The organism is Kitasatospora sp. NPDC058048, from assembly GCF_042885555.1.
GTDB lineage: Bacteria > Actinomycetota > Actinomycetes > Streptomycetales > Streptomycetaceae > Kitasatospora > Kitasatospora lactacystinica.
The window spans coordinates 37,879-52,253 of the sequence record NZ_JBHVRT010000008.1 but is presented as its reverse complement, the minus strand read 5'-3'; the positions used below and the strand labels follow the sequence as shown (position 1 = coordinate 52,253).

The following is a 14,375-nucleotide window of genomic DNA, read 5'->3' as shown; positions in this document are numbered from 1 at the left end:
GCCTGTGACGGACGCACCGCCGCCACCCGAGGTCTGGACGACACGTGTGCCTCCACTGCCCGCGCCACGTCCCGTGGCGTCACGACCCTGTGTGTGCCCGCCCGACGGAAGGAGGGGATCGGTTCGGTGACGTTGCACTCCGGAGGGCGTGAGGCCCTCGACACCGAGCACCGCCGCCAGTTCCTGGAGTCCGGATACCTGGTCCTGCCCGGCCTGCTGCCGGAAGCGCTGCGCGAACGCCTCGCCCCCGAGGTCGACCGGTGGGTGGACGAGGGCCTGCGGGCCCGGTCGATCGCCGCGTGCGCCGACCCCTTACGCCACGGACCGCCCCCGCTGCTGGAACTGGAACTGCCCGCCCACGGCGAACTCCTCACCCACCCACCGCTGCTGCGCACCCTGACCCGCCTGCTCGGGCCGGACTTCGTCTTCCACCACCTGCACAGCGACCGCCAGGACCCGGGGATCCCGGGCAAGGCCTGGCACCACGACTGCGAGCCCAACGACCGCTCCGACCCGTCGCTGCTGATGGTCCACGCGCTGCACTACCTCGGCGGACTGGACGAGCGGGTCGGCAGCCTGGCCGTGCTGCCCGGCTCGCACCTGCGCACCGTCGGCAAGTCCGCCTTCGCCCACCACGGCACCGCGGAACTGCCCGGCGAGGTGGTCCTCGACCGGCTGCCGCCCGGCTCCACGGTGCTGCTCAACTCGGCGCTGTTCCACACCCGCAGACCGGCGCCCGAAGGGCCGGGCCACCCCCGGTACTTCGTCGACGCCTCCTACTGCCAGGTCGGGGCGCGCTGGCGCCCGGTGAAGCCCTACTGGCGGCAGATGCTCGCCCGGGCCCGCGAACTGGACCTGGCCGACGGCCAGTGGCCCGAGCTGTTCGCCGAGCGGCACTTCACCGAGTACACCGCCGGCGAACACGCCCGCACCGAGTACACCGGAACCGTCTGAGGAGCACTGCCGTGGAGATCGTCACCGCCGTCGCCTTCCCCGAGGTCCACGACGCCTACCTGCGGGACCATCCGGTGGAGCGGGCCCACGAGGCGAACAGCAACATGTACGGCGAGGAGAACCTCGAACGTGCCGACCGCATCCCCGGCGGCTGGTGGCGGATCCGGCTCTCCCGGGCGGACGTCCTGGGCGTCGTGCTGCCCTGGCACGTCAGCGAGGGCGGGGAGGTCGAAACGGTGCCGCGCTCCGGGCTGACGGTGGCCGAGGCGGCCGAGCGGGTCCGCGCCGGCGGAGCCGCCTGGGCCGTCGCCAACCCGGTCTGCGCGGCCAAGCTGCGGCTGCTGCGGTGGGCACCGTTCACGCCCGTCTTCCTCAGCACCGCGCCCGTCGACCACTCCGACTACGGGGACCTCGCGGTCCGGTCCGGGCTGATCCACCTCGACGGGCTGCACCGCATGCTGGCTTGGGAGTTGGCCGGACGGCTGCCCGAGCGGGCGCTGCTCGACGGATACCTGGTGGGCGACCCGGGGGTGGTCGCCGGGCCGGCCCGGGCGGGCCGGACGGGGGGCGAGTCGGCGTGACCCCCGCGACGCAGCACCTCCGCTCCGCGTCCCGCGGCCACGCGGCCGACCCCGTCCGCGGGGCCCGCTCGCTGCCCGAACTTCTCGCGCACCTCGCCCGGGCCCACCCCGACCGGCCCGCCCTGGGCGACGGGGTCCGCAGCTTCGACTACCGCACGGTCGACGCCGCGGCCGGCCGGATCGCCGCCCGGCTGGCCGCCGCCGGCACCGGCCGGGGCGACCGGGTCGCCCTGGTCGGGCCCCGGGACGCCCGGATGCTGGTGCTGCTGTACGGGGTGCTGCGCTCGGGCGCGGCGGCCGTGCTGGCCGATCCGGACTGGTCGGCGGCCGACCTGGCCCGGCGGCTGGCGTCCGTGCGGGTGGCCCGGGTACTGGCCACCGAGGGCGGGCTCGGCGGGGAGGTGGTGGACGTCGGGGCCGGGCGGACGCCGGGCGCCGAGCACGCCGAGGCGCCCGGCACCGGGACCGGGCAGACGCCGGGCACCGGCGTCGGGGTCGCGCCGGCCGTCGAGGCGCTGCCGGGGCCGCGGTCGGCGACCGTCGAGGTACGGGGCGAGGACCTCGCCTACCTCTCCTTCACCTCCGGGTCGAGCGGCGAGCCCAAGGCGGTGGCCGTCACCCACGCCAACGCCGTGCACTACGCCCAGGAGCTGGCCGGGCGGCTCGGCCTCACCGAGGCCGACGCCCCGTGCGCCGCGCACGTCACCACCCTGGCCGCCGACCTCGGCCACACCGCCTGGCTGCTCGCCCTGGCCACCGGCGGCTCGGTGCACCTCGTGCCGGACCGCGAGGTGCGCGACCCGGAGGCGTTCTGGGCCTCGCTGCGCCGGGCCCGGGTGGACGTGCTGAAGACCACCCCCTCGCACCTGACCGCCCTGCTGGAGGGCCGTCCGGCCGACTCCCCGCCGCTGCACACCGTGCTGCTCGGCGGCGAGCCGCTGCCCCGTCCGCTGGCCGCCGCCCTGCTCGACCGGGGCACCACCGCGCGGCTGGCCAACCACTACGGCCCGACCGAGACCACCGTCGGCGCCACCTGCCTGCTCGTCACCTCCGCCGGCCAACTGCCCGCCGAGGAGCCGACCGTACCGATCGGCACCGGGATCGGCGAGGTGCTGCTGACCGTGGTGGACGGCGCCGGCCGGGCGGTACCGGACGGCACGGTCGGCGAACTGCTCATCGGGGGCCGGGGCGTGACCGCCGGCTACTACGGCCGGCCGGCCGAGACCGCGCGCGGCTTCGTCCGGTACGACGGCCGACTCGTGTACCGCACCGGGGACCTGTGCCGCCGGCGGGCGGACGGCGACCTGGTCTTCCTGGGCCGGGTGGACCGCCAGGTGAAGGTCCGCGGCTACCGGGTGGATCTCGCCGAGGTCGAGCGGGCGATGGACGGCCACCCCGGCGTCGCCCGCTCGGCGGCGCTGCTGCGGGAGACCGCACTCGGCAATCAACTGATCGGCGTCGTCCGGCTGTTGGGAGGCGCCGGCGGCTCGGAGGGGCCGACGGGGGCAGCAGGGTCGGCGGTGGAGGAGACGCTGGAGGAGACGCTGGAGGACCTGCGCGCGCACCTGCGGGACCGGCTGCCCGGCTACTCCGTGCCGCAGCCGATCCTGGTACTGCCGCAGTTCCCGGTCGGGCCGAACGGCAAGCTCGACCGGCAGCGGCTGGCCGAGCTGGCGGCCGAACTGGTCGAGGCCCGGGCGGAGTCCAGCGGCACCGCCGGGAGCGGCCCGGCCGGGGAGATCGCCCGGTTCTGGGCGGGCGCCCTCGGCCTGCCCGCGGTCGGTCCGCGCGCCGACGTGCTCGCCCTCGGCGGGGACTCCATCCTCGCCATGCGCACCATCGCCTTCCTGCGGCGCTCCGGCCTGCGGGTCGCCTACGAGGACTTCTACCGGCACCCGACGGCCGAGGGCCTGGCAGCGGCCGCGGTCCCGGCCGCGCCGTCCGTCCCCGCCCCGCGCGGTGACGCCGGCGGCTACCGACTCGCCCCGGCGCAGCGCTGGTTGTACCGGCAGCGGTCGCTGCGGGAGCCGCGGCACTGGAACCAGTCCGTGCTGCTGCGCTGCCGCACCGCCGTCGACCCGGAGGCGCTCTCGGCGGCCGTCGCGGCCGTCCTGGAGCGGCACCCGGCGCTGCGCCGCCCGGTCACCCCCGACGGCTGCGGCGAGCTCCGGGAGGTGGCCGGCCTCGACCCGGTCTCCTGTTCCCGGATCCCGCGCGCGGCCGGGGAGATCGCCGACACGGTCGCCGGGGTCTGCACCGAACTCCACCGCAGCCTCGACCCGGCGGCCGGCCGGCTGCTGCGCGCCCACCTGTTCACCGGTCCGCCCGGCACCGACGACCGGCTCGCGCTGATCGCGCACCACCTGGTGGTCGACGGGTTGTCCTGGCGGATCCTGCTGGACGACCTGGCGCACGCGTACCGGGCGGTGCTCGACCGGAAGCCCGCCGATCTGCCGCCGACGGCGGACTTCTACGCCTGGGCGGCGGCCGCGTCGCCCGCTGTCGAGCCGGCCGCCGGGGAGGCCGAGGAGCCCGCGGTCGGGGAGCCCGCCGTCGGGGCGGGCGCCGTCGGAGAACCTGCCGTCGCAGAGGCCGGGGAGCCCGGCGCGCTCAGCTGGGTGCTCGACCCGGCGGCCACCGCCCGGCTGATCGCCCGGCACGGCGCCGGGTCCGGGCTGGAGGCCGTGCTGCTGGCCGCCTTCGCCGGGGCCGTCACCGGCGACAGCGGCCGCCCCCGGCTCGCGGTGGAGGTCGAGACCCACGGCCGGGACGCGGTCGGCGACGAGGGCGAATTCCTGGACACCGTCGGCTGGTTCACCGCCGTCAAGTACGTCGCGCTGGACGCCGGGGCCACCCCGGACGCCGTGGCGCGGTGGCTGCGCGAGGCACCCGTCCGGCCGATGGACGCGCCCGGCGGGCGGCCCGCCGTCGGCTTCAACTTCCTCGGCACCTTCCGGCTGCCCGAGGAACCCGCGCTGGACTGGACGGTCGCCGCCGAACAGGCCGGGACGGCCCGCTGTACCGGGGGCGACCCGCTGTACGAACTGCGCCTCACCGCACGGGTGGTGGAGCAGCGGCTGGTCGCCGACCTGGTGTACGGGCGGCCCGGCCTGCCGCACTCCGCCGCCGAGCGGATCACCGGGCGGTTCGCCCGGGTGGTGGCGGCCGAGGCGCGGGCCCCGGAGGCCGCACCGGTCGTCCGGGCGCCGCTGTCCACCTCCGGCCAGCTGCTGCACCCCGGCGTCGCCCCGGCGGCCCGGGCGAGGGTGCGCGAACCCGCCCGGTTACTGCTCACCGGCGCCACCGGCTACCTCGGGCGGCACCTGCTGGAGGCCTTCCTCCGCCGCGGCGCCGAGGTCACCTGCCTGGTGCGGGCCGCGGACGACGCCGAGGCGCTGAAGCGGCTCGGTGCCGGGGCGGCCGGCCCCGTCCGCGCGCTCGCCGGGGACATCGACCGGGACGGCCTCGGCCTCTCCCCGGCCGGGCTGGAACTCGCCCGGGGCGCCCACCTGGTGGTGCACGCGGCGGCGGACGTCCGGCTGGTGGCCTCGCCCGACGAGCTGGAGCGCACCAACCACACGGCGGTGCGGCGGCTGCTCGACTGGGTCGGGGAGAACGCGCCGGACGCCCGGCTCCACCACGTCTCCACGCTCGCCGTCTCCGGCGGCGTCGACGGCCCGCCGCGCCGCTTCAGCGAGGCGGACCTGGAGATCGGCCAGTACTTCCGCACCCCGTACGAGCGGACCAAGTACCGGGCCGAGCAGGCCGTCCGGGCCTGGGCCGCCCGCGGGCACACCGCCCACCTGCACCGCAGCGGCCACATCGCGGCGCACAGCCGGACCGGCGCGTTCCAGGCCAACGCCGGCGACAACCGGATCTACCAGCTGATCCGCGGCTACCTGCTGGCCGGCGCCGCGCCGAGCCGGCCGGACACCGCGTTCGCGTTCTCGTACGTGGACACGGTGGCCGCCGGGATCGCCGCGATCGCCCTCGACCCGTACACCGCGCCCGGCGCGTACCACGTGGAGACGCCGCACGCCGTCCCGCACGACGAGCTGGTGCGGTGGCTGGCCGGGCACGGCCACTCCGTGCGGCTCACCGACGAGGAGGGCTTCGCGGCCGCCCTGGCCCGGGCCGAGCGCCGCCACCCGACGGCCGCCCGGGTGGCCGCCGCGTGGGCGGCGCAGGAGGAGCGCCGGGTGCTGGTGGACAGCGCGTACACCACCGCGGTGCTCGACCGGCTGGGTGTGCGCTTCGCCGCGCCGACCCCGCAGTGGTGGTCGGCCGCGCTCACCTGGGCCGCCGAGGCCGGCTACCTGCCGGGCGCCGGCCCGATCCCACCCACCCGTGAAGACATCCGTGACGACACCCGTGACGACATCCGTGACGAACGTCGCGACCGACGTCGTGACGACATCCGTGAAGGCAGGACCAACCCGTGAAGGCAGGCCCCGTGTCTCAGCTCTCCCCGGCGCTCAAGCAGGCCACCCCGGTCGTCGCCGTACGCGGCGAAGGACTCCACCTCTACGACGCCGCCGGCCGCAGCTACCTCGACTTCACCTCCGGAGTGGGGGTGACCAGCACCGGCCACTGTCACCCGAAGGTGGTCGAGGCCGTCCGGGAGCAGGCCGGCCGGCTGATCCACGGGCAGTACACCACCGTGCTGCACGACCAGCTCCTCACGCTCACCGAGCGGCTCGGCGAGGTGCTGCCGCCCGGCCTGGACTCGCTGTTCTACGCCACCGCCGGCACCGAGGCGGTGGAGGCCGCGCTGCGGCTCGCCCGGCACGCCACCGGACGGCAGAACGTGATCGTCTTCGAGGGCTCCTTCCACGGCCGGACCATGGGCGCGGCCTCGCTGACCACGGCCGGCACCCGGTTCCGGGCCGGTATCGGCCCGCTGATGCCCGGGGTCGCGGTGGCGCCCTTCCCGGCCGCGTTCCGGCTGGGCCTGTCCGAGGACGAGGCCGTCGCGCACGCCCTGCGCGGACTGGACGAGGTGCTCGCCACCGTCTCCGCGCCCGCCGAGACGGCCGCCGTGTTCGTCGAGCCGGTGCTCGGCGAGGGCGGCTACGTCCCGGCCCCGCCCGGCTTCCTGGCCGGGCTGCGCGAGCGGGCCGACCGGCACGGCTTCCTGCTGGTGGTGGACGAGGTGCAGACCGGCTTCGGCCGTACCGGCCGGTTCTGGGCCCACGAGCACGAGAGCGCCCACCCGGGCGGGGCCGGCGTCCGTCCCGACGTCCTGATCACCGCCAAGGGGCTGGCCAGCGGCTTCCCGCTGTCCGCGATCGCCGCGCCCACCGAGCTGATGGGGCGCGCCTGGCCGGGCTCGCAGGGCGGCACCTACGGCGGCAACCCGGTGGCCTGCGCCGCCGCGCTGGCGACCCTGGACGTGCTGCGCGAGGAGCGGCTGGTCGAGAACGCGGCCGAGCAGGGCGTCCGGCTGCTGGCCGGGCTGCGGGCGGTGGCCGCCGGGACGCCCGGGATCGCCGACGTCCGCGGGCTCGGGCTGATGGCCGCCAGCGAGTTCTGCCGTCCCGACGGCACGCCGGACCCGGAGGCGGCCCGGCGCGCCCAGCAGGCCGCGGCCGAGCACGGGCTGCTGCTGTTGCTGTGCGGGATCCACCTCAACGTGGTCCGGATGATCCCCGCGCTGGTCGTCACGGCCGAACAGATCGACGAGGGCCTGGAGTTGTGGGCGAAGGCCGTTGCGGCCGGCGACCGGTAGGGAGGAGAGGACATGGATGCGGTGACCGAAATCGGCTGGAGCAGCCTGGAGTTGGACGCCCGGCGGGAGCTCTGGTCGCTCCCGCTCGGGGAGCAGGAGCGGCGGCTGCTCTGGGCCGACGCGCGGGCCGGGCGGTGGGACGCGGCCGGGGAGGTGCGGGCCAGGCTGCGGGAGTTCGTCCGGAACGCCGCCGACTCGGTCGGCATCACCCATGTGAGCGGCCTGGTGGACCCGGCCCACCCGGAGCAGGAGGTCACCGAGGTGCTCTCCTTCCTGCTGCGGGACTTCGGCCGGATCGTCCCGCAGAACGGGCGCGGCGACCTCACCTCGGTGCTGCACGACCAGGACGGTGACGGCAACACCGAACTCGGCTTCCACTGCGACACCTGCGACCTGCTGGTCCTGCTGTGCCTGCGGCCCGCCTTCGACGGCGGCGGGCTGACCAAGCTGGCGAGCGCCCGGCACGTGCACGACCTGATCCAGCGGGAGCGGCCCGACGCGCTGGCCACGCTCCGCGAGGAGTGGACCTTCGAGCGCAGCGGCCGGGCCGGCCCGCAGGTGGTGGTCACCCCCATCCTGTACGACCGCAAGGACGGGACGGTCGGCTGCTACTACCAGACCCGCACCGTCCGTTCCTCGCCCGACCGCGGCGGGCCGGAACTGACGGACCATCAGTGGGAGGCGCTTGGCGTGCTGGACGAGGTGCTCTACCGGCCGGAGATCGCCTTCGGGCTGCCGATGGCCGCCGGGGACCTGCTGATCATCCGCAACAGCCGGGTGCTGCACGGGCGTTCGCCGTTCGTCGACGAGCCCGGGCCGTACTCCCGGCGGATGCTGCGGGTCTGGGTGAACGAGGGGGAGGAGTGGGCGCCGTGAGCAGTGGAGGAGATCCCGGTGCGGTGACCGCACCGCACGGACGGGTGGCGATCGTCACCGGCGGGGGCAGCGGCCTGGGCCGGGCCTCGGCGCTGGCGCTGCTGGCGGCCGGCTGGACCGTGGTCGTCGCCGGGCGCCGCAAGGACGCGCTGGAGGGGACCGCGGCCCTGGCCGGCCCGGCCGCCGACCGGGTGCTGCCCGTCCCGACCGACATCCGCAGCCCCGAGGAGGTCGCCCGGCTCTTCGACACCGTCCTCGACCGGTACGGCCGACTGGACCTGCTGTTCAACAACGCGGGCGCCGCCGCCCCGCGCCGGCCGATCGCCGAGACCCCGTTCGAGGACTGGAACCGGGTGCTGGACACCATCGTCACCGGCGGATTCCTCTGCGCCCGCGAGGCCTTCCGGGTGATGAGCACCCAGTCCCCGCAGGGCGGACGGATCATCAACAACGGCGCGCCCTCGGCCTACGTGCCGCGCCCCAACTCGATCGCGTACACCGCCGCCAAGCACGCCGTCCTCGGCCTCACCAAGGTGCTCGCCCTGGACGGCCGGCCGTACGGCATCTCCTGCGGGCAGATCGACGTCGGCAACGTCACCCCGGTGGACGGCGGTCCGCAGCCGGCCGCGATGCAGGCCGACCGGACCATGGCCGTCGAGGCGACCATCCCGGTGGACCGCTTCACCGAGGCGCTGGTGCTGATGGCCTCGCAGCCGCCGGACACCACCATCCAGTCCCTGGTGGTGCTGCCGACCACCATGCCGTTCGTTGGGCGGGGTTGAGCCGTGCTGGTCAGTGCACGCTCCTTCGCGGAGTACCGGGCGATGTTCGCGCTGGGGGACCGGGACCTGGAGCAGCGCATCCTGGACTGCCCGGCCGGCGCGGCGAGCTTCGTCGCCGAGGCCGGGCGGCGCGGTGTCGACGCCGTCGCCGTCGACCTCCAGTACGCCGAGCACCGCGAGGAGCTGGGCCTGCTGGTGGAGCGGGAGACGGCGTTCAAACGCGAGCTGCTGGTGAAGGAGACCGAGGGCTGGGACCGGTCCTGGTACGCCGACGCGGACGACATGATCGGCCAGTGGACCGCCAACGCCCGTACCTTCCGCGCCGACATCGCAGCCCGACCCGAGCGCTACGTGGCCGGCTCGCTGCCCGAACTCCCCTTCGCCGACGACTCCTTCGACCTCGTGCTCAGCTCGCACCTGCTGTTCTCCTACGGCAACCGGCTGGACGAGGACTTCCACCGGGCGGCCCTGCTGGAACTCGCCCGGGTGGCGCGCCGGGAGGTCCGGATCTTCCCGCTCGTGGTGTACGACACGGGAGTCCGCTACCAGGGGCTGGACCGGCTGCGCGGGGAACTGGCCGAACTCGGCGTCCCGAGCCGGGTGGAGCAGGTGTCCTACGAGTACCGGCCCGGGGGGAACGAGTTGCTGGTGCTCTCCACCGCCGCCCACCGGCCGTCGGCCCGGACCGCACCGGGCGCTTCGGGCGCACCGGGCGCGGCGGAGGCCGTGGACCCGGTGCGGTGGCGGCACCGGGAGCCGGGGGCCTGAGCGGCCGGCCGGTCGCGGGCCGGACGACGGGAACCGGGGTGGGCGCGGCGGCGTTGCCGCGCCCACCCCGGTGGTCCCGCGGGGCGGTCAGTTGACGAAGACCGCCGGGCCGCCCGCCTGGCTGGTGTCGGCGACCGGGCCGTACGTCGCGGAGAAGTAGCCGTCGGCCGGGCAGAGCGTCGAGCCGCCGCTCTTGGCGAAGTGCTCGGTGCGGAACGCCAGGCTGTGCGCGGCGTTGTCGGCGTTGCCGGTGAAGGCGCCGCTCAGCTGGTAGGAACAGGTGATGGTGCCGAACCAGGTGTCCAGGACGGCGGTGGCCTGGATCGTCCCGGCGGACCCGCCGGTGAGGGTGACCGGCAGTCCGGGCGCGTCGGAGACGGTGACGCCGTACGGCAGGTTGCCGACCGTCAGGCTGCGCACCGAGGTGACCCCGGTGACGTTGGCGGTGCACGAGCCGAAGGTCAGCCCGGTCAGCGAGGCGGTCGCGCTGCCCGGCGCCGCCGGGTTGCCCAGCACCGAGGCCGAGAGCTGCGACGTGGCGCAGGTGACGCCGGTGGTGCTGGTCGCGGTCGAGTAGAAGGTGGCCTTGGTGCCGGTGGCGAGCGGCGCGGCGAGCGCGTCGCCCACGGCGACGGCGATACCGCCCGCGCTCCCGGTGGTGAGCACCGGACCGGCGGCGAGGGGCTGCGGCGACGCGGAGGCGGGGGCGGCGGCCAGTGCGCCGGCCGCGCAGACGGCGGCGGCGGTGACGGCGAGGTGACGGCTGAAGCCCGTCGAACGTACTGGCATTTCTCGGCCGCACCGAATCGCGGTCCTCCCGGAGGATCCCATCCATGCCCGCGTACCACCACGAATCCCCGACCAGGCACCCGTCAATGGACCCGGCCGACTGGCCGGAGATCGATCTGTACCTCCGCAAGTCCAAGGTCGTCCGTGAGGGGGAGAAGCGGGACATCACCTCGATCAGGACCCAGGAAGCCGAGGGCAGGGAGTGGGCCGCGGCGAACCACTACCGAGTCCGGAAGGTGTGGATCGACAACCTGTCCGCCTGGTCGGACGTCGCTCGTCCGGGCTTCGACAACGCACTCGCCGCAGTACTCGACGATCAGGTCCCGGCTCTCTGGTGCTTCGCGCTGGACCGCTTCACGCGCAAGGGCATCGACGACATCGGTCCGGTGCTGGGCAAGGCCCGGGTCATCTTCCACTGGGAGCGACTCGACAGTTCCGACCCCAACGACCGCCGCTGGATCACCGACCGCGCGGAGCAGGCTCGCGAGTACTCGGAACGGCTCAGCTACAACATCCGCACCACGAAGAGGAACCAGCTGAAGAACGGCCAGTGGTCGAGCCAGCCGCCGTACGGAACGGAGGCCACGAATGACCGGAAGCTCACCAACGGAGACCTGTGGCCCGTTGTGCTCCACATCTTCCGCAGCTTGGCCGACGGCATCAGCGCTCGTACTCTCTGCAAGGCGCTCAACTCCGGTCCGAGCCCGATCCTGTCACCCCGGGGGGCGGTATGGGGGGTTTCCACCATCTCGTACATCGTGCACAACCCGGTGTACGAGGGCTGGCAGACCATGAGGCATCCCGAGAGGCCTCTCCAGCCGATTCCCTACCGGAACGAGAACGGTGACCGGGTGCGTGTGTGGGCCGAGGAGGGGACGCCGGTTCCACACGAACTGGCTGTGCGCGCCCGGCAGATGCTCACCGGTGGAACCCGCCTTCCCGTCCGGTCGGTGGGAAGCAACCGCAAGCGACACCTGCTGACGGATCTCGCCAGGTGCTCCGGTTGCCGCGGATCGGCATCGGCCGACGGACAGAGCCATCGGTGCATACGGCACAGGGCGGGACAAAGCTGTTCCGCACCCGTCTCCGTGAACCGAAAGGTTCTGGAGCCCTGGGTCGTGGAGGCTTGGTTCTCCCGGTTGAACGGTGCCGAGATCGACGACCCGCTCTTGATCGTAGCGGCCGAGCGGTGGACCGGCTATCAGCACCCGGAGACAGCGGAGCAACTTGCCGACGCCGTCGCCGCGCTCGCTGCAGCGGAGGCTGCCGTCCAGCGGCTGGCCAAGCAGCAGGCGGACGGATTCTTCGAGCCGCCGTTCGACACTCATCTGCCCAAGCTCCAGGCCGAGGCCAGGGCCGCTTTGGTGGCTGCCAAGCAGAAGGTGGCCGAGGCGATGCCGAAGCGCCTTGACGTCAGTTGGTTGTTGGAGGACGGTTCCATCCGTGAAGCGTGGGGCAGGGCTGGCCATGAGCTCAGGCGTGAGCTGATTCGCCTCCTGGTGCGGCGAGTAGTCGTCTCGAAGGGGCGCCGAGGAATCCCGTTCGACGGCATGTCCCGGGTTGAGATCCACTGGCTGGACGAGCCGGATCCCTGGGCTTTCCAGGAGGAAGCTTCGGCAGAAGTGTGAGGCTGCCAGGTCGGGCCATCGGCCTGTGACGAGCTGACTCGGGGCCGGGCGGACAGGCGACGATCTTGCTGCCCGGCCCCAACTCCGTCAGGCGGACCGGGGCGATTTACCAGAGAAGTTCGGCCTCGCCAAGCTGTTGTTTCTTCGGACGATACGGGAGTCCTGCCTCACGGATTCTCGGAGGTCTCGTTGTTCATCGTTGCGTCGTCTGATGCTCCTTCTGTCGCTGGTAAGGGGGTCAGTGGTAGCTGGGAATCGAGTCCTGTCGTGGGGAGGTTCCATGTGACTGGACCAGCGGGCGACCGTGCCGTCTCCGACCATGGTTGGCAAGTCTCCATGTCGTCACAGGGAAAGGCATTGGCCCTGGCGCGCTTGATCGATGGTGAAGTGAGCACGGAGCCGTCCAGGGTTGAGCTGAATACCCACCGGGACCGAATTTTGATCAAACTTGAAGGGCCGCAGTCGCTGAATATCAGGATGATGCTGAGGGGCCACGAGGGCGCACATGTTTGCGACGGATCCCGGTTCCTGGAACCGGTACAGGTGTCAGGATCTGCTTGTGGCTGCCCACCTACCTGGGGGCAGCGTCGTGCGGCATCCAGGGGCGGACAGGGGCCGAAGCCGGAAATTACCGTCCGGTTCCGCCTGGTCGAGGCGTTGGGGATCGGATGCTTCGACCTTGTGTCGTCATCCTGGGCGTTGATCGAGGATATCGAGGCGGCGCGGGCATCGCTGAGTGCGAGCGACTGGCCAGCGAAGGCTTGCCTGAGCATAGATCGCTCGGTGTTCACTACAGCGGAGGGCGTTGAAGTCATCATTCGGCGGCCGAAAATGCGTTTGCTGAACCCTATTTCGCGATTCCTCATTTCCGTCTGAGGGGGCGTTTGATCTGAAGGGATTGCCCTTTATGACCTAGTATGTCCCTCGCCAGGCTGGTGTGGTCTCGTCCGTTATGCGCTTGGTGAGGTTGTCGATCGAGGATCGCCGACGAGCGCACCGGCCGGGCCGTCGTGGTCGACCCGCGCCGCGACGTGGACGAGTACGTCGCCGACGCCCAAGCGCACGGGTTCACCGTCGAGGCGGTCATCAACACCCACTTCCACGCGGACTTCCTGGCCGGCCGCCTCGAACTGGCCGACCGCACCGGTGCCTGGATCGGGTACGGGCGCCGCGTGGAGACCGAGTACCCGATCCGCAAGCTCGCCGACGGTGAGCGGATCGAACTCGGCGACGTCACCCTGGAGATCATGGAGACCCCCGGGCACACGCCCGAGTCGATCAGCGTCCTGGTCTTTGAGCAGCCCGACGACACCGTCCCGTACGGCGTGCTCACCGGCGACGCGCTGTTCATCGGCGACGTCGGCCGCCCCGACCTGCTCGCCTCGACCGGTGTCACCGCCGCCGAATTCGGCACGATGCTCTACGACAGCGTCCACCGCAAGCTGCTGGGCCTGCCCGACGAGACCCTGGTCTTCCCCGCCCACGGCGCCGGCTCGGCCTGCGGCAAGAACCTCGCCACCGACCGCCAGTCCACCATCGGCCGCGAGCGCGCCACCAACTACGCCTGCGCCCCGATCGACGAGGCGGCCTTCGTCGCGCTGGTGACCGACGGCCAGCCCACCGCCCCCGGCTACTTCGGCTACGACGCCGACCTCAACCGCCGTGAGCGCGAGCTGTTCGACCCGACCGCCGTCCGGGCCCTGACCGGCGCCGAGTTCCTGCGCCGCCGGGCCGAGGGCGCCCTGGTGGTGGACGGCCGGGCCCCGGCCGCCTTCGCCGCCGGGCACCTCGCGGAGTCGATCAACGTTCCCGCCGACGGGCGCTTCGCCGAGCAGTCCGGCACCGTGCTGGCGCCCGACCGCGAACTGCTGGTCATCGCCCGGAGGAACGCGGCGCCGAACTCGTCACCCGCCTCGCCCGGATCGGCTTCGACCAGGTGGCCGGCCGCCTCGCCGACCCGCAGGACACCTTCCGAGCCCACCCCGAACTGATGCGCCAGGGCGCCCGGCTCACCGCGCACGCCCTGCGCCAGGAACTCGCCGGCCCCCGGCCCCCGCTGGTCGTCGACGTCCGCGGCGCCGCCGAGCGCGAGTCCGGCGCCATCCCCGGCTCGCTCCACCTCCCGCTCGCCGAACTCCCCGCCCGCCACGGCGAACTGCCCACCGACCGCCCCGTCGTCCTCCACTGTGCCGGCGGCAGCCGCTCCTCCACCGCCGCCAGCCTGCTGCACCACCACGGCCACCCTCACACCGCGTGCGGCCCGTCTTCC

General features: G+C 73.6%; 10 protein-coding genes and 1 pseudogene. 10 read left to right on the top strand and 1 reads right to left on the bottom strand.

All coding sequences use genetic code 11. From position 1 onward, the window contains the following. The first annotated feature begins 126 nt into the window (after positions 1 to 126). Genes ACFVVA_RS10705 through ACFVVA_RS10675 form a run of 7 tightly spaced genes read left to right on the top strand, consistent with a single transcriptional unit; the run spans position 127 to position 9,689 of the window. A complete protein-coding gene (locus ACFVVA_RS10705; RefSeq protein ID WP_380540512.1) occupies positions 127 to 954 on the top strand; it encodes a phytanoyl-CoA dioxygenase family protein in 828 nt (275 codons plus the stop codon). A gap of 11 nt (positions 955 to 965) precedes the next feature. Further along, positions 966 to 1,535: a DUF6309 family protein gene (locus tag ACFVVA_RS10700; RefSeq protein WP_387687943.1), complete on the top strand. Its 570-nt coding sequence runs from the start codon at positions 966 to 968 to the stop codon at positions 1,533 to 1,535. Continuing rightward, positions 1,532 to 5,977, top strand: a complete 4,446-nt coding sequence (locus ACFVVA_RS10695; RefSeq protein WP_387687941.1) for an AMP-binding protein — start codon at positions 1,532 to 1,534, stop codon at positions 5,975 to 5,977. The genes ACFVVA_RS10700 and ACFVVA_RS10695 overlap by 4 nt, the downstream gene beginning before the upstream one ends. Positions 5,978 to 5,988: 11 nt before the next feature. Further along, a complete protein-coding gene (locus tag ACFVVA_RS10690; protein WP_387687939.1) occupies positions 5,989 to 7,263 on the top strand; it encodes an aspartate aminotransferase family protein in 1,275 nt (424 codons plus the stop codon). A 12-nt stretch (positions 7,264 to 7,275) separates the two neighbouring features. Beyond that, a complete protein-coding gene (locus ACFVVA_RS10685; RefSeq protein WP_387687937.1) occupies positions 7,276 to 8,139 on the top strand; it encodes a TauD/TfdA family dioxygenase in 864 nt (287 codons plus the stop codon). Beyond that, entirely contained in the window at positions 8,136 to 8,921 is a 786-nt protein-coding gene (locus ACFVVA_RS10680; protein WP_387687935.1) for an SDR family oxidoreductase, read from the top strand. Before ACFVVA_RS10685 ends, ACFVVA_RS10680 begins: the two co-directional genes overlap by 4 nt. 3 nt (positions 8,922 to 8,924) lie before the next feature. After that, on the top strand, positions 8,925 to 9,689 hold the full coding sequence (locus tag ACFVVA_RS10675; RefSeq protein WP_387687933.1) for a methyltransferase domain-containing protein: 765 nt from the start codon (positions 8,925 to 8,927) through the stop codon (positions 9,687 to 9,689). 87 nt (positions 9,690 to 9,776) lie between these two features. Here ACFVVA_RS10675 and ACFVVA_RS10670 read toward each other — a convergent pair whose 3' ends face one another. Beyond that, positions 9,777 to 10,478: a Tat pathway signal sequence domain protein gene (locus tag ACFVVA_RS10670; protein WP_387687931.1), complete on the bottom strand. Its 702-nt coding sequence runs from the start codon at positions 10,476 to 10,478 to the stop codon at positions 9,777 to 9,779. A gap of 44 nt (positions 10,479 to 10,522) precedes the next feature. Here ACFVVA_RS10670 and ACFVVA_RS10665 point away from each other — a divergent pair, with 44 nt between their 5' ends. The 3 genes and pseudogenes from ACFVVA_RS10665 to ACFVVA_RS10655 form a co-directional block, all read left to right on the top strand. Then, positions 10,523 to 12,106: a recombinase family protein gene (locus ACFVVA_RS10665; protein ID WP_387687929.1), complete on the top strand. Its 1,584-nt coding sequence runs from the start codon at positions 10,523 to 10,525 to the stop codon at positions 12,104 to 12,106. 357 nt (positions 12,107 to 12,463) lie between these two features. Next, positions 12,464 to 12,982 carry a hypothetical protein gene (locus ACFVVA_RS10660; protein ID WP_387687927.1) on the top strand — a complete coding sequence of 173 codons (519 nt, stop codon included), beginning with the start codon at positions 12,464 to 12,466 and terminating at the stop codon, positions 12,980 to 12,982. 104 nt (positions 12,983 to 13,086) lie between these two features. Continuing rightward, positions 13,087 to 14,345 (top strand): annotated as a pseudogene (locus ACFVVA_RS10655) (rhodanese-like domain-containing protein); the annotation flags it as partial. Positions 14,346 to 14,375: the final 30 nt, after the last annotated feature.

Bases quoted from the DNA above. Each gene is read 5' to 3' on its own strand.
- ACFVVA_RS10685 (WP_387687937.1), top strand. From the start codon at position 7,276: ATGGATGCGGTGACCGAAATCGGCTGGAGCAGCCTGGAGTTGGACGCC.
- ACFVVA_RS10670 (WP_387687931.1), bottom strand. From the start codon at position 10,478: ATGCCAGTACGTTCGACGGGCTTCAGCCGTCACCTCGCCGTCACCGCC.
- ACFVVA_RS10665 (WP_387687929.1), top strand. From the start codon at position 10,523: ATGCCCGCGTACCACCACGAATCCCCGACCAGGCACCCGTCAATGGAC.